This is a genomic window from Sphingomonas sanxanigenens DSM 19645 = NX02, from assembly GCF_000512205.2.
Taxonomy (GTDB): domain Bacteria; phylum Pseudomonadota; class Alphaproteobacteria; order Sphingomonadales; family Sphingomonadaceae; genus Sphingomonas_D; species Sphingomonas_D sanxanigenens.
Window position 1 is genome coordinate 5,900,515 of sequence record NZ_CP006644.1, and the last position, 16,071, is coordinate 5,916,585.

The window sequence follows — 16,071 nt, forward strand, 5'->3', positions numbered from 1 at the left end:
CTATGGCGATCGATGCTGCTGCGGTGCAGCGTGTTCAAGGGATGAACCCGGCGCAATGCTGTTCGGAGCGAAATTTCGGTCGGCCGCGATTCTGGCGATGGGCCGCGTCACCGACATCGTCTTTCCGTTGCTCCGCGCCTTCTTGCTTGCCCGGCTGTTGCCACAGGATCAGTTCGGCCTCGCGATCACGCTGTCGGTGATGGCGGCGCTCGTCGAACTTTCGACGGACATCGGGCTCGATCGCTATGCGGTGGTCAATGCGGATCGCGAATCGGCCGTGAGGCGCGGCACGATGCATTCGCTGAGCGTGCTCCGCGGCGCGCTGATCGGGCTGCTGCTGGCGGTCACCGGGCCGCTGGCCGGCTGGGCGTTCGATTCGCCGCAGGCCTGGTGGGCCTTCTCGATGCTCGGCGTCGCCAGCTTCATCCGCGGCTTCATGCATCTCGGCGTGAAGGAAGCGATGCGCGACTTCCGCTTCTGGCCCGAAGGCGTGACGCTCGCCTCGGCGCAGATCTCGTGGACCGCGATCTCGGTCGGCCTCGCCTGGTATCTCAACGATTATCGCTGCATGCTGTTCGGCATCCTCGGCGCGCAGCTGATCTTCGTCGCCGTCTCGCACCTCGTGTCGCGCAGCGACTGGTCGCTGCGCTGGTCGCCCGAGGACGCCACGACCATCCTCCGGTTCAGCCTGCCGCTGGTGCCCAACGGCATGAGCCTGGCGCTGCGCCACATGGCCGACCGACTGATCGTCGGCGCGTTCATGAGCCTGACCGCGGCGGCCGTCTACAACGTCAACATGATGATCGCGCTGACCCCGCGCAACATCATCCAGAGCTTCGTGACCAGCGTGACCCTGCCGCTGTTCGCGCAGCATGAGAGCGGCGAAAGGCGCATCGCCGGCCTTTATCCGGTGTGGGCGCTGGCGCTGGCGGTGACCGGCGCGGTCTATGGCGCGGGGGTGATCTGCCTGGCCGAGCCGATCGTCGGACTGATCTTCGGCCCCAAATTCGCGATCGACCAGATCTTCATGACGCTGACCGGCATCATGGTGGCGATCAAGATCATCTACGGCCTGCCGGTGCCGCCGTCGCTCGCGGTGGGCGACACCAAGTTCATCCTGTTCGGTACGGTGGCGGCGCTCGGCAGCCCGCTGTTCGGCGTCGTTTCGGCAAGCATCACGCCCGACCTCAACATCTTCGTCGCGGCGATGTGCCTTGGCGAGTTCCTCGGGCTCGTCTCGGTCGCGTGGCGCTGCACCAATCGCTACGGCTTCAAGGTGTGGGACGTGTGGCTCGCGGTTCTGGTGCCTGTGGCGATGCTCGCCACGCTCGGCACCGTGCTTTACGAAACCGCGCCCGGGCTCATCATGCGCATCGTCAGCTTCGCGGTGTTCGCCGGCCTGTGCGGCGGCGCGGTTGCGTTGGCGGCGGTGCGCAGCGGCATCGATCTGAAGATGCTGTTGCGCCGCAAGCAGCGCCCCGCAAAGCCGCAACCGGCCGAATGAGCCGGACACCGCATAGCGCGCGGCGGCGCCACGATCCGGCGTGGCGCCGTTTCAAGCCCGGCCTGGGCCATGCGGTCGCCGCCGGCGTGGCGCTGCTCTGGCTGTGGTATCTGCTCTACCTCGCCTTTGCGGACGGACTGCCGATGTTCGGGCTGGTCAATGCGGGCGGTTATGCGTGGGGCGTGGCGGCGCTGTTGCTCGGCGCTGTCGCCGCGGTTCGTCGCGGCTGGATCACGGCGGTCGCCGGACTGGTGCTGGGCGTCCTCATCCTGTCGCACATCTATTGGCCGCTGCCGTCCGCCGGCAGCGCCGGGCAACGGATGCGGGTGGTGACAGCGTCGCTGAAGACGGCCAACCCGCTGGTGGAGCGGGCCGCGCGCCATCTGGCGACGCTGGAACCCGACATCCTCGTCGTGCAGGAAGCGGCCGATCCGGCTGCGTTTCTCGCCACCTTCAGGGCGGTGCGGCCGGGCTGGTACGGCACGATATTGCAGAACCGGCTGATCCTGTCGCGCTGGCCCGTCACGACGACGCGCGGCGACCGCGACATCTTCCGCGCGCGCGTGGACGCGCCCGGCGGCGCGTTCACCGTCTGGAACGTCCGCGCACCGAAGGACTATCGGGGCGTGATCGGCAACCGCCGCTATTTCCTCGATCTCGCGCAAGACATCGTCGCGACCGGCAGCGGCATCGCCGCGGGTGACTTCAACGCGACCCCGTGGAACGAGGGCTATGCCGCGATCGACCAGGTGATGGAGGAAGGCCTGCGCCGGTCGAGTTGGGCACCGGGCTTCACTTTCCCCGGCCCGGGACGCCGCAGCGGCATCGTCGGGCCGGTCATCGCCATCGACCATATCTTCGCCAGCGGCGAATTCACGCCGCTTGGCGGCCACGTCGCACCGGCCAGCGACGGGGCGGACCATCTGCCAGTGGTGGTCGATTACGCACTTCCGCAGCAGCGGTAAGCCGCGGAATGGCCTCTCCCGCCAAGCGGGAGAGGCTGATCGTCAGGCGTCGGCCAGCGCGAGCAGATATTTGCCGTAATTGGTCTTGGCGAACATCTGGCCGCGGCGGCGAAGCTGGTCGCGGTCGATGAAGCCGTTTTCGTAGGCGATCTCCTCCAGCGAGGCGATCTGGATGCCGGTGCGGTGTTGCAAGGTGCGCACGAACTCCGACGCTTCGATCAGGCTGTCATGCGTGCCGGTATCGAGCCAGGCATAGCCGCGCGATAGACGCTCGACATAGAGCTCGCCCATTTCCATGTAGAAGCGGTTGAGATCGGTGATCTCATATTCGCCACGCGCGGAGGGCTTCACCTTCTCGGCCAGCTCGACGACGCGATTGTCGTAGAAATAGAGCCCGGTCACCGCGAAGTTCGACTTCGGTTCGGCGGGCTTTTCCTCGATGCTGATCGCGCGATTCTCGCCATCGAGCTCGACGACGCCATAAGCCCTGGCATCCTCGACCTGATAGGCGAACACGGTCGCGCCGCGTTCGCGCTGCGCGGCGGCGCGCAGCGCGTGGCTCATCCCCGCGCCGAAAAAGATGTTGTCGCCCAGCACCAGCGCGGCCGAATCGTCGCCGATGAAGTCGCGGCCGAGGATGAACGCCTGCGCGAGACCGTCCGGACTCGGCTGGACGACATAGCTCATCTGGAGGCCGAATTCGGATCCGTCGCCGAACAGCCGCTTGTAATTGTCGATATATTCGGGCGACGAAATGATCAGGATCTCGCGGATGCCGGCGAGCATCAGCACCGACAGCGGATAATAGATCATCGGCTTGTCGTAGATCGGCAGCAACTGCTTGTTCACCGCCAGGGTCGCGGGGTGAAGCCGGGTGCCCGAACCGCCTGCGAGGATGATGCCCTTCATGCCGTCTTGATCTCCAGAAGTTCGCCGACGATCTCGTCCACCATCGCGCGCCACGGGCGCGGCTGGTGGGCGAAGGTCGCGATGAAGCTCGACGTGTCGAGCCGGGAATTGGCGGGCCGGCGCGCCGGCGTGGGATAATCGTCGGTGCCGATCGCCGCGACTGCGGGTGCGGGCCCGCCGAACGGCTGCGCGGCGGCGAAAACCGCCTCGGCCAGCGCGTGCCAGCTGCCTTCGCCGGCGTTGACGAGATGATAGGTGCCCCAGGGCTCCTTGCCGTCCACGATCGCATCGAGCACGGCATAGATGCCATCGGCGATGTCGGGCGCGCCGGTCGGGCAGCCGAACTGGTCTGCGACGACGCGAAGCTCCGGCCGCTCGGCGCCGACGCGCAGCATCGTCTTGATGAAATTATTGCCGTGTGCGCTCACCACCCAGGCGGTGCGCAGCACGACATGCTGCGGGTTCGCCGTGCGCACCGCCAGTTCGCCGCCCAGCTTGGAGGCGCCGTAGACGCTCCGCGGCCCGGTCGGGTCGGCGGGGCGATAGGCGTGGTCGCCATCGCCCTCGAACACATAGTCGGTCGAGATCTGGATGATCGGGATGCCGGCCTTGCGCGTCTCGGCGGCGAAGATCGCCGGGGCGAGCGCGTTCAGCCGCCACGACGCCTCGACGTCGCTCTCGGCCTTGTCGACTGCGGTGTGCGCGGCGCAGTTGACCACCGCCGCCCAGGGGCGCGAGGCGACCGCGGCCGCGATTGCCGCGGCATCGGTGATGTCGAGTTCGTCGCGGTCGGTCGGCACCACCTCGTACCGCGCCGGCGCGCGCCGCTGCAGCTCGGTGCCCACCTGGCCGTGGGCACCGGTGATGAGGATGGGGCGTGGGGCGGTCATCGCTTAGCCGACGCCGAGGCGTTCGCCGCGATAGGCACCCGACAGGATTTCCTGCCACCAGCCCTCATGCTGGAGATACCAGTCGATGGTCTTCTCGATGCCGCTCTCGAAGGTTTCGCGCGGCTGCCAGCCCAGCTCGGTCTTCAGCTTGGTCGCGTCGATCGCATAGCGGAAGTCGTGGCCGGGCCGGTCGGTGACGTAGCTGATCTGCTCAGCATAGGATTTGCCGTCCTCGCGCGGACGCAGGCGGTCGAGCGTGGCACAGATCGTCTTGACGACGTCGATATTCTTCCGCTCGCTGTTGCCGCCGACCATGTAGCTCTCGCCGACCTTGCCGCGTTCGAACACCGCGCGCAGCGCCGCCGCATGATCGTCCACGAACAGCCAGTCGCGGACATTGGTGCCCTGGCCATAGACCGGCAGCGTCTCGCCCGCGAGGCATTTGATGATCATCAGCGGGATCAGCTTCTCGGGGAAGTGATAGGGCCCGTAATTGTTCGAGCAGTTGGTGATCACCACCGGCAGGCCGTAGGTGTGGTGCCAGGCGCTCACCAGATGGTCGGACCCCGCCTTCGACGCCGAATAGGGCGAACGCGGATCATAGGGCGTCTCTTCTGTGAAATAGCCCTCGTCGCCCAGCGCGCCGAACACCTCGTCGGTGGAGATATGATGGAAGCGAAAGCGCGCCTGCGCCTCGGCATCCAGCCCGCGCCAATAGTCGAGCGCCGCCGACAACATGGTGAAGGTGCCGACGATGTTGGTCTGGATGAACGCCGCCGGGCCATCGATCGAGCGGTCGACATGCGACTCGGCGGCGAGGTGCGTGACGATGTCGGGCTTGAATTCGGCGAACAGCGCGCCGATCGCCTCCTGGTCGCAGATATCGGCCTGCGCGAAACGGTAGCGCGGGCTCTGATCGACCTCTGCCAGCGAACTGAGGTTGCCGGCATAGGTCAGCGCGTCGATATTGAGCACCTCGTGCGGCGTCTCGCGGATCAACTGGCGCACCAGCGCCGATCCGATGAAGCCTGCGCCGCCGGTAACGAGTACGCGAAGAGGTTGGTTCAAGGTCATCGAGGCAGCAATCCTGTCAGTCGAGCATGAAAGGTCAGGCGACCGGCGTCAGCGGCACGCCGTCATAAGCGAAGGGGCTGTCGAAGTCGGCGAGGCTGGACAGCTTGCCGTCCTTCACGGACAGGGTCGGGCCGGCTTCCGGCAGCGGCCAGGGCAGGCCGATGTCGGGGTCGTTCCACGCGATGCCGCCGTCGCTTTCCGGCGCATAATAGCTTGAGACCTTGTAGATCACCTCGGTGTCCGGCTCGAGCGTGACGAAGCCGTGCAGGAAGCCGGCGGGCACATAGAGCTGGCTGCCGTTGGCCGCGCTCAGTTCCGCTGCGGTCCATTGGCCGTATGTCGGCGATCCCTTGCGGATATCGACCGCGACGTCCCAGATCCGGCCGCGCACGCAACGCACCAGCTTGGCCTGCGCGTGCGGCGGCGCCTGATAGTGCAGCCCGCGCAAGGTGCCGACCGGGCGGGACATCGAATGATTGTCCTGAACGAACGGATGGGTGATCCCCAGCGCCTCGATGGCGCGATCGCTGAAGGTCTCGGAGAACCAGCCGCGCTCGTCTTCGAAGCGGCGCGGGGTGATGAGCAGAACGGGCAAGGCTTTTTCCGGTAAAGTCGGAGGAACGACGACGCGGTACTGTTCAACCCGCATGGCAGCGGCGGGCTGCCATGTGATCAGAAGGCATTGCGGTGCACGAGCACGCGGAAGGTGGAGAGAATGATCGCGATATCGCGCCAAACCGTCCATCCGGAGAGATATTCGAGGTCCGCCTGCAGACGGTTCTTGAGGTCGGACTGATGGTTGGTCGCGCCGCGGAAGCCGCGGATCTGGGCGAGGCCGGTAAGGCCCGGCTTCATCGCGTGGCGATCCCAATACCGATGGTCGATATCCCAGAACAGCAGGTTTTCCGCCTTGGAGGCGAGCGCGTGCGGGCGCGGGCCGACGATCGACATGCTGCCGAACAGCACGTTCAGGATCTGCGGCAGTTCGTCCATGCTGGTGCGGCGGATGATCCGGCCGACGCGGGTGATACGGTCATCGTCGCGCGAGGCCGAGCGCGAGCCCGTATTGTCGAGCAGTTCGACGCGCATCGAGCGGAACTTGTACATGTTGAACATGCGGTTGCCCTGGCCGATCCGCTGCTGGACGAAGAAGACGGGGCCGGGGCTGTCGAGCTTCACCGCAATGGCGATGACCGCCATGATCGGCGCGAGCACCGGCATCGCCGCAAGCGTCAGGGCCAGATCGAGCATGCGCTTCAAGGTGCGATCGGTAATGCCGAGGCGGCCGGTCGCAACCTGCAAGGTCGTGCGACCGCCGAGACGGCCGAGCTGAAGCGGGCCGATCGCATCGAGTTCCGGCGCAAGTACCTCGGCGTTGACGTCCGCGCCCTTCAGCGCGAGCGCCCAGCGCTGGCGATCCTTGGGCGCGCAGGCGACGATCACGCGGTCGGCGTTCTTGAGCACGCAGCCCAGCCGATCCATCATCACCGGATCGTCGATGGCGGGCGCGAGGCGATAGCGCTTGGCGTCGATGACGAATCGGCCGCCGCTGGCGTCGATATCGACATTGTCGCGGATGATGATTTCGGTCAGCGCGCTGTTGCCCAGCGCGCGGCGCGCCACGCGGGAGAAGGCGAAGCGCTGCACGACGAGCAGCGCGAAGGCGGTGGCGACGCCGAAGCCGAACACGAGGCGCGAGAAATCGCCGGTCGCCTTCAGGAAGAAGACCGCGAGGATCGCCGCGCCGCTGGTGAACAGCAGCGAGGTCGTGGCGCGGTACATGCCCATGCGCCACTGGCTCACCGCCCGCGTGTCATAGGCGTTGCTGTTGAGCGCCGTGCCGAGATAGACCGGCAGGATCGCGACCAGCATGTTGGTGGTGTCGCTGGCGAGCACGCCGTCGAAACGGATCAGGCCGACGAGCACGAAGGCCAGCGTGATCGCGATGATGTCTCCCGCCAGCACCGCCAGCGAGATCGCAAGCCGCCGCGTCTTCTTGGGACGGGGAAGGTCCGCCGGAAGGGGCGGAATCGAGTCGAAATCCGGTGCGGAGGGCAGCGTGGCCGCTTGGGCCGCCACTGCATCGTTCGCCGGTATGATTCGCGTTTGCAGTTTTGTCACGTAAGCCCCGCTTTCGATGACGACCCGTGCCAACGATCTATCATTTTGCAGCGCAATATTTATGACAGTCCTCAACCGCCGCGGCAAGGGGCAGAGTCCCCTCAAATGCGGCATGATGGCGAAACTGAACGGTAAATCGCGCGTTATGTCACGTTCGGGGATAGGTTTAAGCGCTATGAATGCCCATTACTGTGTTTCGCATCACATCGCTGCAGGCATCGGTTGCGCTACCTGCATCACGCAAGTGCGAGTGTGGTGGGGCTGATGCTGGGGTTCAGATGGAAAGCGCGCAGAGACAGGAGGGAGGAGCCGGCGCCGCGCGTCGCGCGGGTGCCCGAGGGTGATCGCGTCTATGCGATCGGCGACGTCCATGGCCGGCTCGACCTGCTCAAGGCCCTGCTGCTCCAGATCGAGGCGGACACATTGCGCCGCGGGGCGGCCACCGGCGTCCATATCGTCTTTCTCGGCGATCTGATCGATCGTGGCCCTGAATCGGCGCAGGTGATCGATTTCCTGATCTCCTATAAGCCGGTGGGGCGTACGCTGCATTTCATCGCCGGCAATCATGAGGAATGTTTCCTCGACATGCTGAACGGCAGCACGACCTCCGAATCGGGTTGGTTCCAGTTCGGCGGCTATGAGACGCTGCAAAGCTATGGCGTTCCGGAGCGCGCGATCATCGCGCGCGGCGCAGTGCTGCAGCAGGAAATGGCCGAGCGCGTGCCGCAGGCCCATATCGAATTCCTGTCGAAGATGGTCGATCAGGTGCGCATCGGCGACTATCTGTTCGTTCATGCCGGCATCAAGCCGGGGCAGCCGCTCGATCGCCAGAACCCGCAGGACCTGCGCTGGATCCGTGAGGAGTTTCTCGAAGACCCGACCGATCACGGCGTCGTGGTCGTCCATGGACACAGCATCTCGCGCATGCCCGTCGTCCGTGGCAACCGCATCGGCATCGATACCGGCGCCTACAAGAGCGGCCGACTCACCGCGCTCGGGCTCGAAGGGGACCAGAGCTGGTTCCTTGCGACGCGCAGCTATGAAGAAGATGTTGCCGCCTGACAGGCGCGTGCGCCGGCATTGCCGGCGTATCGCAAAGAAAAACGCCCGCGCGGCCAAGCCGTGCGGGCGTTCTTCTTTCAACCGGGCATGACCGCCCGGGCCGTGTCACGGATCAGGCGACGGCGTGCGCGCCGGTCTTGTTGTGGATCGCGGCGGCCTTGCGCAGGATGTCCAGGATCTTGTTGAGCGCGCCGGGCTCATCGGTTTCTTCCATTGCGGCCAGTTCGCGCGCGAGGCGGCTGGCGGCAGCTTCGAAGATCTGGCGCTCGGAATAGCTCTGCTCGGGCTGGTCGTCGGCACGGAACAGATCGCGGACCACCTCGGCGATCGACACGAGGTCGCCCGAATTGATCTTCGCCTCATACTCCTGCGCACGGCGCGACCACATGGTGCGCTTGACCTTGGGCTTGCCCTTCAGCGTGTCGAGCGCTTCCCTGAGCGTCTTGTCGCTCGACAGCTTGCGCATGCCGACCGATTCGGCCTTGTTGAACGGAACACGGAGCGTCATACGCTCCTTCTCGAAGCGCAGGACGTAGAGGTCGAGCTTCGCTCCGGCAATTTCCTGGCTCTGCAACTCGATCACACGGCCCACACCGTGCTTGGGATAAACAACATAATCGCCGACATCGAAGCTCAGCGCTTTGGCAGCCATCAATCAGAACCTTTCACTGGAAAAAGTGGACGCAGATCCCCACGGGGCTTGCCGGTGTCGGCCGCCGGTTCTTGGTGCGTCCGTTACGTCGAGATCTCTCCACTCAGGATATGGCTTGGGGTGCGGACAAGGGTTCGCATCGGCAACCCGTATAGCAGATTCGTCATAAAATTGCCAGCCCGCCTTGATTGGCGTCCGCCGGGCCGACTTTGACTCAGCGCGCGAACAGCATCGCGTCGTCGGGAAAGGCCTTGAACTCCAGTGCGTTGCCACTGGGATCGGTGAAGAACATCGTCGCCTGTTCGCCGGGTTGGCCGACGAAGCGGATGTGCGGCGCGATGCCGAAGCTCATGCCCGCTTCGGTCAGCCGATCGGCCAGCACCCGCCAGTCTGCCATCGTCAGCACCACGCCGAAATGCGGTACGGGCACGTCATGGCCATCGACGGGATTGCGATGCGCCGATCGTTCGCCCGCCGCAGGGTCGAGATGCGCGACGATCTGGTGGCCGAAGAGATCGAAATCGATCCATGTTTCGGCGCTGCGACCCTCGGCGCAGCCCAGCAGCCCCCCATAAAACAGGCGTGCGGCATCGAGATCGTGCACGGGAAAGGCCAGGTGGAACGGGCGGATCGTCATGGCGCTGCCAGATCGAAGCAATGCGGCAGGTCGACACGGTCCGCAGCGCCCGCCGCTGCCGCGGCGGTCACCCGTTCCTTCTCGCGGCCCATCGCTTCGTCGATTGCGAGATCGCTGCGCCCTTGGCCGCGCAGCATCTCCCGCGCGCGGTGATCGAGCACCGACGCGATCGTCGCGAGATCCTTGGCCGCCGGCGTTGCGCCCTCGCGCGCGCGAATCTCGTCATAGGCAAGCCGGATATAGGCGGCGCATTGCGGCAATGTCGGCTGTTCGCGCGCGGGCACCTTCGCGCGCATCAGCGGCAGGCAGCGGTCCGCCTCGGCGCGGGCGAACGCATCCGGATCGGCGCTGTCGCCGGCCTCCGCCTGGATCGCGGCGACCGCATCGACGATCGCTTGCTGCACCGCTGCCGGCGCCCGGCCGCTTTGCTCCGCGACCTCGGCAACGACGCGCTCGGCATAGGTTGCGCCGTCTTCTGCGAGGCGGGGATAGTCGCGCCAGCCTTCGGCGCCGCGCTGCTGTTCGGTGGCGACGATCGCCAGCGCGGCCACGCAGCGCACCTGCTTCGCCGCGGTTGCGGAGAGCGGCGGCGCGGGGGCCCCGGCGGCAAGCAGCGCGAGCGTCGCGATGAGGGCGGGGAGGACGGCGGGCATCGCACCCTGACTAGGCCGGGCCCCGCTGCGGCGCAATCATGGCGCCTCGGAGATTGTATTTGTCACGACTCCGCGCAATAGCGGCGCCGTGTTCAGCCGGCCCAAGATCCTCGCTTTCGTCGCCGGATTTCTCTCGGCGACCGGCTTTGCGCCGCTCGATCTGTGGCCGGTCACCCTCGTCGCCTTCGCGCTGCTGCTCTATCTCGTGCGCGAGGCCGGAAGCCTGCGCGGGGCGCTTGCCCGCGGCTACTGGTTCGGCGTCGGTCATTTCACGCTCGGGCTGAACTGGATCGCGCACGCCTTCACCTATCAGGACAAGATGCCCTGGCAGCTCGGCTATGGCGCGGTCGTGCTGCTCTCGCTCTATCTGGCGGTCTATCCCGCCGCGGCGGCGGGCCTCGCCTGGCGCCGCGGCCGCCACGATACCGCGGTGTTCGCGTTGGTCTTCGCCGCCGCCTGGACGGTCACCGAATGGCTGCGCGCGACGCTGTTCACCGGCTTCGCCTGGAACCCGCTGTCGGCGGTGCTGCTACCGCCCGGCCCAGCGCAGATCCTGCTGCCGTGGGTCGGCACCTACGGTCTCTCGGCGCTCGTCCTGCTGCTCGCGGCCGCGGTTCTGCACATCGCCGACTGCGTCGGCACGCATCGCGCCGTGCGCCCGGCCAGCATCGGATGGACCGCCCCGGCAACGCTGCTGTGCGCGCTGTTCCTGCCGCTGTCGATCAAGGTGATGGGCTTCTATCCCGATAGCCGCACCATCGCCGAAGACAAGGCTCAGCCGCTGATTCGGGTGGTGCAGCCCAATATCGGCCAGCAGCAGAAATATGATCCGGCGATGGCCGCCGCCAATTTCCAGCGGCTCGCGCGTCTTTCGGAAAAGACGCAGCCGGGCCCGCGCCTGCTGCTGTGGCCCGAATCGGCGATTCCGGATTTTCTCGAGGAGGAACGCTGGGCACGGCTGCGCGTCGCGGCCTTGCTCGGCCCGCGCGATATGCTGCTCACCGGCGGCGTCGCGCTGATCGGCGATCCCGAGGGCCGCGTGATCGGCGCGCGCAACAGCCTGTTCGTGGTCACCCCCGATGCCCGCCTTGCCGGCCGCTACGACAAGGCGCACCTCGTGCCCTATGGCGAATATCTGCCGGCGCGGCCGATCCTGTCGCTGATCGGCATTTCAAGGCTGGTGCCGGGCGATATCGATTTCTGGCCGGGGCCAGGGCCGCAGAGCCTGACCGTTCCGGGTTTCGGCAAGGTCGGCGTGCAGATCTGCTATGAGGTGATCTTCTCCGGCCAGGTGGTCGATCGCGCCGATCGACCCGCCTTCCTGTTCAATCCGTCCAACGATGCCTGGTTCGGTGTGTGGGGGCCGCCGCAGCATCTGGCGCAGGCGCGGATGCGCGCGATCGAGGAAGCGATGCCGGTCGTACGCTCCACCCCCACCGGCATCTCGGCGATCGTCGATGCCGATGGGCGCCTGCTCGCGGCGGTGCCGCATCATCGGGCGGGCTATATCGAGCGGCACCTGCCGCCTCCCGCGCCGCCGACGCTGTTTGCGCGCTTCGGCAACCTGCTGGGGCTCATCCTTGCCGCCTTGCTCGCGGCAGCAGCGATTGCGCGCGCGCGTTTCGCACGCTAAGGGGCGACATAAGGATATCTTTATATCCTTACCTGGCCAAACCATGGTGGTTCACCAGACACAGGATACATGATGCGCAGCAATTATCTCTTCACGTCCGAGAGCGTCTCCGAAGGCCATCCGGACAAGGTTGCCGACCAGATTTCGGACGCCGTCGTCGACCTTTTCCTGAGCCGTGACCCGGTGGCGCGCGTGGCGTGCGAGACGATGGTCACCACCCAGCGGATCGTGCTGGCCGGCGAAGTCCGCTGCGAGCAGGACGTTTTCCCGTCGCTCGCCGAGATCGAGCATGCCGCGCGCGAGACCGTGAAGCGTATCGGTTACGAGCAGCACGGCTTCCACTGGCAGACCGCCGAGTTCGCCTGCCACCTCCACGGCCAGTCCGCGCATATCGCGCAGGGCGTGGACGAGAGCGGCAACAAGGATGAGGGCGCCGGCGACCAGGGCATCATGTTCGGTTTCGCCTGCGACGAAACACCGGATCTGATGCCGGCGACGCTCTATTATTCGCACCGCATCCTCGAGAAGATGGCCGCCGACCGCCACGCCAGGGTCGTCGACTTCCTCGAGCCCGACGCCAAGAGCCAGGTGACGCTGAAGTTCGAGAATGGCGTGCCGACCGGCGCGACCGCGCTCGTCGTTTCCACCCAGCATTCCAAGTCGCTCAGCAGCGATGCCGGCCAGCGCCGCCTGCGCGACTATGCGATGAGCGTGTTCGAGGAGGTCATGCCCAAGGGCTGGCTGCCCGCGGACCAGTCGCAGATCTACGTCAATCCGACGGGCCTGTTCGAAATCGGCGGCCCGGATGGCGACGCCGGCCTCACCGGCCGCAAGATCATCGTCGACACCTATGGCGGCGCCAGCCCGCATGGCGGCGGCGCGTTCAGCGGCAAGGATCCGACCAAGGTCGATCGCTCGGCCGCTTACATCTCGCGCTATCTGGCGAAGAACATCGTCGCTGCCGGCCTCGCCAAGCGCTGCACCATCCAGCTCAGCTATGCGATCGGCATCGCCGAGCCGCTGTCGCTCTATGTCGACACGCACGGCACCGGCACGGTGGACGAGGCGAAGATCGAGGCGGTGCTGCCCAAGCTCGTCCGGCTGACCCCCAAGGGCATCCGCACTCACCTGGGCATGAACAAGGCGATCTATCAGCCGACCGCCGCCTATGGCCATTTCGGCCGCAAGGCGGATGGCGACTTCTTCACCTGGGAAAAGACCGATCTGGTCGAGGCGCTGAAGGGCGAACTCGCCTGAGGCTGATGCCTGCGGTCAACGACTGAAAAAAAGGGGGAGGCCAACAGCCTCCCCCTTTTTTGCTTCCGTCGTGATGCAGCCGGCTGCCCAATGGGGGCGCCGACACGATCAATGATCAATAAGGCCCGACGACGCCCACTTCGCTGAACGGCTTGGGGTTCGGGGGCGGGCTGGCGCTATCGGTCAGTTCCAGCTGCCAGAAGCCGATATCGCGCCACTGGCCATGCTTGTAGCCGACCTCGCGGAACATGCCGGCGCGGCGGAAGCCCAGCGATTCGTGCAGCGAGATCGTATGCTCGTTGGGCATCGCCAGCGCGGCGATCGCCTGGACATAATCCTGCGCGCGCAAGGTCGCGATCAGCGCCGAATAGAGCAGCCGGCCGACACCCTGGCGCTGCAGATCGCCCGCGACATAGATCGAGGTCTCGACCGTCCAGTGATAGGCGGGGCGATCGCGAAAGCTGTTGGCATAGGCATAGCCCAGCACCACGTCCGCATCCTCGCTGGTCGCGACCAGCCAGGGATAGCGGTCCGCCGCCTTGGCCATGCGGCCGCGCATCGACTGCGCATTGGGCGGATCGGTTTCGAACGAGACCGCGCTCGCCGCCACATAGGGGGCGTAGATCGCGGCGATCTGGTTGGCGTCGGCGGGCTTTGCGGCGCGAATCTTGATCATCGGTAGAGGCCTGCCAGCAGGCGCGTGAACAGGTCAAGCCGTGCCGAGGGATTGTTGGTCGGTTCGCCGCATTCCAGGCACCGCGCCTGGATCGCCGGGCCTTCCGCCAACGCCCGCGCATCCGCCACCGCGCGCTCCGCCACCGCGATGCGCTGCTGCGCCATCCGGGTCAGCAGGTCGGCGGCCGGCGCACCGGCATCATCCTCGTCCCCGCCTTCCGTAAAGCTCTTCATCAGCGTCGCGAAGACGCTCGGGGGTTTCTCCAGATAGACGCGGTGGACCTTGGCGGGATCGAGCTTTGCGCGCTTCGCCGCCTCCTCGACCGCCGCGTCGAGCGAACCGAACGCGTCGACCAGCTTGAGTTGCCGCGCCGTGCCGCCGTCCCACACGCGGCCCTGGCCGATGCGGTCGACCTCGGCGGTGGGCAGCTTGCGCGCGGCCGACACGATCGAGAGGAAGCGGCCATAGATCGTCTCCACGCCCGCCTGCATCACCGCGTCGAACTGCGGTGTCGTGCCGCCATAGATGTCCGGCTGGCCAGAGAGCGGCGTGGTGGCGACGCCGTCGCTGGTCACGCCGATCTTGGCGAGCGCATTCTCCAGCGTCGGGAACATGCCGAACACGCCGATCGAGCCGGTGATCGTCGCTGGTTCGGCGAACACGCGGTCGCCCGCGGTCGACACCCAGTAGCCGCCCGATGCCGCGACGGAGCCCATCGACACGACGATCGGCAGCCCCTTGGCCTTCGCTTCGAGCAGCGCCGAGCGGATCTGTTCGGAGGCGAGCGCGGAGCCGCCGGGCGAATCGATGCGGACGACCAGCGCCTTCAGCTTGTTCTTGGCGATGGCGTCGAGGATCAGCTTCGAGATCGTGTCGCCGCCGGCGCTGCCGGGCCCGGCCTCGCCATCGCTGATCACGCCGGCGACGGTGACGATGCCGATCGCGTCGCCGCTGGTCGATGCCGGGTTGGCGGCCAGCCAGTTGGCGAGTTTGGTATGCTTGTACTGGCCCGCGACGCCATTGTTCGACGCGCCCGCGATCTCGGCCACGCGCTTGCCGAAGGCGGTGCGGTCGCCCAGCCTGTCGATGATGCCGGCACTGACCGCCGCCTTGGCGAGGTCGTTGCCCTCGGCTTTCAGCGCGGCGTCGGGGGCGGCGATGAACGCGGCGAGCTTCGCCTTGGGGCGCGCCTTCGCCACATCGGCCTGCCAGCCGCTCCACAAAGCGTCGGCAAGCGCCTGGTTGGCTTGCTTGGCCTCGGGCGACTGGTCCGCGCGGATATAGGGTTCCACCGCGGACTTGTAGACGCCGACCTTGTAGACGTGGGTGGTGACGCCGAGCTTGTCGATCAGCCCCTTGTAATAGAGGCGCGAGCCGCCCGGGCCGGTGAACAGCGCAGCACCCATCGGGTTGAGCCAGATCTCGGAGGCGTGCGCGGCGAGTTGATAGCCATCGTCGCTATAGCCGGTGGCGTAGGCGAGCACCGGTTTGCGCCGGGCGCGGACCTTGTCGAGCGCGGCGGCGACATCGGCGAGCGCGACCTGGCCGCCTCCGGCGAAGCGATCGAGATCCAGCACCACCACCTTGATGCGATCGTCGGTTGCGGCGGTCTCCAGCGCATGGACGACATCGCGCAGGCGGTTCTCGCGCATGACCTGGCTGCCGGTGACCGCGGCGAACGGGTCCGTTTCCGCCGGCTGCTCGACGATCACGCCTTCGAGGTCGACGAGAAGCGCGCCCGCGGTCACCGCGCCGGGATTGGGCGTGGCGGCCAGCGTCGCGAACAAGAGTCCGAAGAACAGCAGCATGAACAGCAGGACGAGCGCGTCCTTGATGCCCACCAGGAGCTTCCATGCGCCGCGCACGAGTTTCACCAGGCAATCTCCGCCGATACAAAGGGGAATTGGTCAAGGTGCTACAGACTGGGCCGGCCGGTGTAAACGCACGGCCTCGGCCCGGCGCGCATCGGGCGCCGTCCGGCGACGGATGCGCGCAGCCGTCACAAAAATCGACTAGCGAGCCTTGACCGATACGACAG

The 16,071-nt window shown here is 66.5% G+C and carries 15 protein-coding genes; 5 read left to right on the forward strand and 10 right to left on the reverse strand.

Annotation, left to right across the window (positions count from 1 at the left end):
• Nucleotides 1-55: 55 nt before the first annotated feature.
• Together NX02_RS27090 and NX02_RS27095 are read left to right on the forward strand one after the other, a co-directional pair.
• Nucleotides 56-1,504: an oligosaccharide flippase family protein gene (locus NX02_RS27090; protein WP_025295302.1), complete on the forward strand. Its 1,449-nt coding sequence runs from the start codon at nt 56-58 to the stop codon at nt 1,502-1,504.
• Entirely contained in the window at nt 1,501-2,469 is a 969-nt protein-coding gene (locus tag NX02_RS27095; protein WP_025295303.1) for an endonuclease/exonuclease/phosphatase family protein, read from the forward strand. The genes NX02_RS27090 and NX02_RS27095 overlap by 4 nt, the downstream gene beginning before the upstream one ends.
• A gap of 42 nt (nt 2,470-2,511) precedes the next feature.
• Here NX02_RS27095 and rfbA read toward each other — a convergent pair whose 3' ends face one another.
• The 5 genes from rfbA to NX02_RS27120 all read right to left on the reverse strand — a co-directional run bounded on the left by rfbA (nt 2,512) and on the right by NX02_RS27120 (nt 7,421).
• Complete coding sequence (gene rfbA, locus NX02_RS27100) at nt 2,512-3,378, reverse strand: glucose-1-phosphate thymidylyltransferase RfbA (RefSeq protein ID WP_025295304.1); 867 nt, start codon at nt 3,376-3,378, stop codon at nt 2,512-2,514.
• Nucleotides 3,375-4,268 carry a dTDP-4-dehydrorhamnose reductase gene (gene rfbD / locus NX02_RS27105; RefSeq protein WP_025295305.1) on the reverse strand — a complete coding sequence of 298 codons (894 nt, stop codon included), beginning with the start codon at nt 4,266-4,268 and terminating at the stop codon, nt 3,375-3,377. The genes rfbA and rfbD overlap by 4 nt, the downstream gene beginning before the upstream one ends.
• Before the next feature lie 3 nt (nt 4,269-4,271).
• Entirely contained in the window at nt 4,272-5,342 is a 1,071-nt protein-coding gene (rfbB, locus tag NX02_RS27110) for a dTDP-glucose 4,6-dehydratase (RefSeq protein ID WP_025295306.1), read from the reverse strand.
• A gap of 34 nt (nt 5,343-5,376) precedes the next feature.
• On the reverse strand, nt 5,377-5,937 hold the full coding sequence (gene rfbC / locus NX02_RS27115) for a dTDP-4-dehydrorhamnose 3,5-epimerase (RefSeq protein ID WP_025295307.1): 561 nt from the start codon (nt 5,935-5,937) through the stop codon (nt 5,377-5,379).
• A gap of 77 nt (nt 5,938-6,014) precedes the next feature.
• On the reverse strand, nt 6,015-7,421 hold the full coding sequence (locus NX02_RS27120) for an exopolysaccharide biosynthesis polyprenyl glycosylphosphotransferase (protein ID WP_025295308.1): 1,407 nt from the start codon (nt 7,419-7,421) through the stop codon (nt 6,015-6,017).
• 306 nt (nt 7,422-7,727) lie between these two features.
• Here NX02_RS27120 and NX02_RS27125 point away from each other — a divergent pair, with 306 nt between their 5' ends.
• Nucleotides 7,728-8,525, forward strand: a complete 798-nt coding sequence (locus NX02_RS27125; protein ID WP_025295309.1) for a metallophosphoesterase — start codon at nt 7,728-7,730, stop codon at nt 8,523-8,525.
• Nucleotides 8,526-8,637: 112 nt separating this feature from the next.
• Here NX02_RS27125 and NX02_RS27130 read toward each other — a convergent pair whose 3' ends face one another.
• The 3 genes from NX02_RS27130 to NX02_RS27140 form a co-directional block, all read right to left on the reverse strand.
• Entirely contained in the window at nt 8,638-9,177 is a 540-nt protein-coding gene (locus tag NX02_RS27130; RefSeq protein WP_025295310.1) for a CarD family transcriptional regulator, read from the reverse strand.
• Nucleotides 9,178-9,391: 214 nt separating this feature from the next.
• The gene (locus NX02_RS27135; protein ID WP_025295311.1) at nt 9,392-9,814 is read right to left on the reverse strand and encodes a VOC family protein; all 423 of its coding nucleotides are present in this window, start codon (nt 9,812-9,814) and stop codon (nt 9,392-9,394) included.
• A complete protein-coding gene (locus tag NX02_RS27140) occupies nt 9,811-10,467 on the reverse strand; it encodes a hypothetical protein (RefSeq protein ID WP_025295312.1) in 657 nt (218 codons plus the stop codon). The genes NX02_RS27135 and NX02_RS27140 overlap by 4 nt, the downstream gene beginning before the upstream one ends.
• A gap of 88 nt (nt 10,468-10,555) precedes the next feature.
• On the opposite strand from NX02_RS27140, the gene lnt reads away from it, so the two are divergent.
• A complete protein-coding gene (gene lnt, locus NX02_RS27145) occupies nt 10,556-12,100 on the forward strand; it encodes an apolipoprotein N-acyltransferase (RefSeq protein ID WP_025295313.1) in 1,545 nt (514 codons plus the stop codon).
• A gap of 72 nt (nt 12,101-12,172) precedes the next feature.
• Nucleotides 12,173-13,357: a methionine adenosyltransferase gene (gene metK / locus NX02_RS27150; protein WP_025295314.1), complete on the forward strand. Its 1,185-nt coding sequence runs from the start codon at nt 12,173-12,175 to the stop codon at nt 13,355-13,357.
• Between the two features lie 115 nt (nt 13,358-13,472).
• On the opposite strand, the gene NX02_RS27155 is transcribed toward metK, so the two are convergent.
• Nucleotides 13,473-14,033, reverse strand: coding sequence for a GNAT family N-acetyltransferase (locus tag NX02_RS27155; RefSeq protein WP_025295315.1), 561 nt, complete (start codon nt 14,031-14,033; stop codon nt 13,473-13,475).
• Nucleotides 14,030-15,907 carry a signal peptide peptidase SppA gene (sppA, locus tag NX02_RS27160; protein ID WP_025295316.1) on the reverse strand — a complete coding sequence of 626 codons (1,878 nt, stop codon included), beginning with the start codon at nt 15,905-15,907 and terminating at the stop codon, nt 14,030-14,032. Before sppA ends, NX02_RS27155 begins: the two co-directional genes overlap by 4 nt.
• Nucleotides 15,908-16,071 lie beyond the last annotated feature (164 nt).

Coding starts and splice junctions, on each gene's coding strand:
- NX02_RS27090 (WP_025295302.1), top strand. CDS start 56: ATGCTGTTCGGAGCGAAATTTCGGTCGGCCGCGATTCTGGCGATGGGC.
- NX02_RS27095 (WP_025295303.1), top strand. CDS start 1,501: ATGAGCCGGACACCGCATAGCGCGCGGCGGCGCCACGATCCGGCGTGG.
- rfbA (WP_025295304.1), bottom strand. CDS start 3,378: ATGAAGGGCATCATCCTCGCAGGCGGTTCGGGCACCCGGCTTCACCCC.
- rfbD (WP_025295305.1), bottom strand. CDS start 4,268: ATGACCGCCCCACGCCCCATCCTCATCACCGGTGCCCACGGCCAGGTG.
- rfbB (WP_025295306.1), bottom strand. CDS start 5,342: ATGACCTTGAACCAACCTCTTCGCGTACTCGTTACCGGCGGCGCAGGC.
- NX02_RS27125 (WP_025295309.1), top strand. CDS start 7,728: ATGCTGGGGTTCAGATGGAAAGCGCGCAGAGACAGGAGGGAGGAGCCG.
- NX02_RS27130 (WP_025295310.1), bottom strand. CDS start 9,177: ATGGCTGCCAAAGCGCTGAGCTTCGATGTCGGCGATTATGTTGTTTAT.
- NX02_RS27135 (WP_025295311.1), bottom strand. CDS start 9,814: ATGACGATCCGCCCGTTCCACCTGGCCTTTCCCGTGCACGATCTCGAT.
- NX02_RS27140 (WP_025295312.1), bottom strand. CDS start 10,467: ATGCCCGCCGTCCTCCCCGCCCTCATCGCGACGCTCGCGCTGCTTGCC.
- metK (WP_025295314.1), top strand. CDS start 12,173: ATGCGCAGCAATTATCTCTTCACGTCCGAGAGCGTCTCCGAAGGCCAT.
- NX02_RS27155 (WP_025295315.1), bottom strand. CDS start 14,033: ATGATCAAGATTCGCGCCGCAAAGCCCGCCGACGCCAACCAGATCGCC.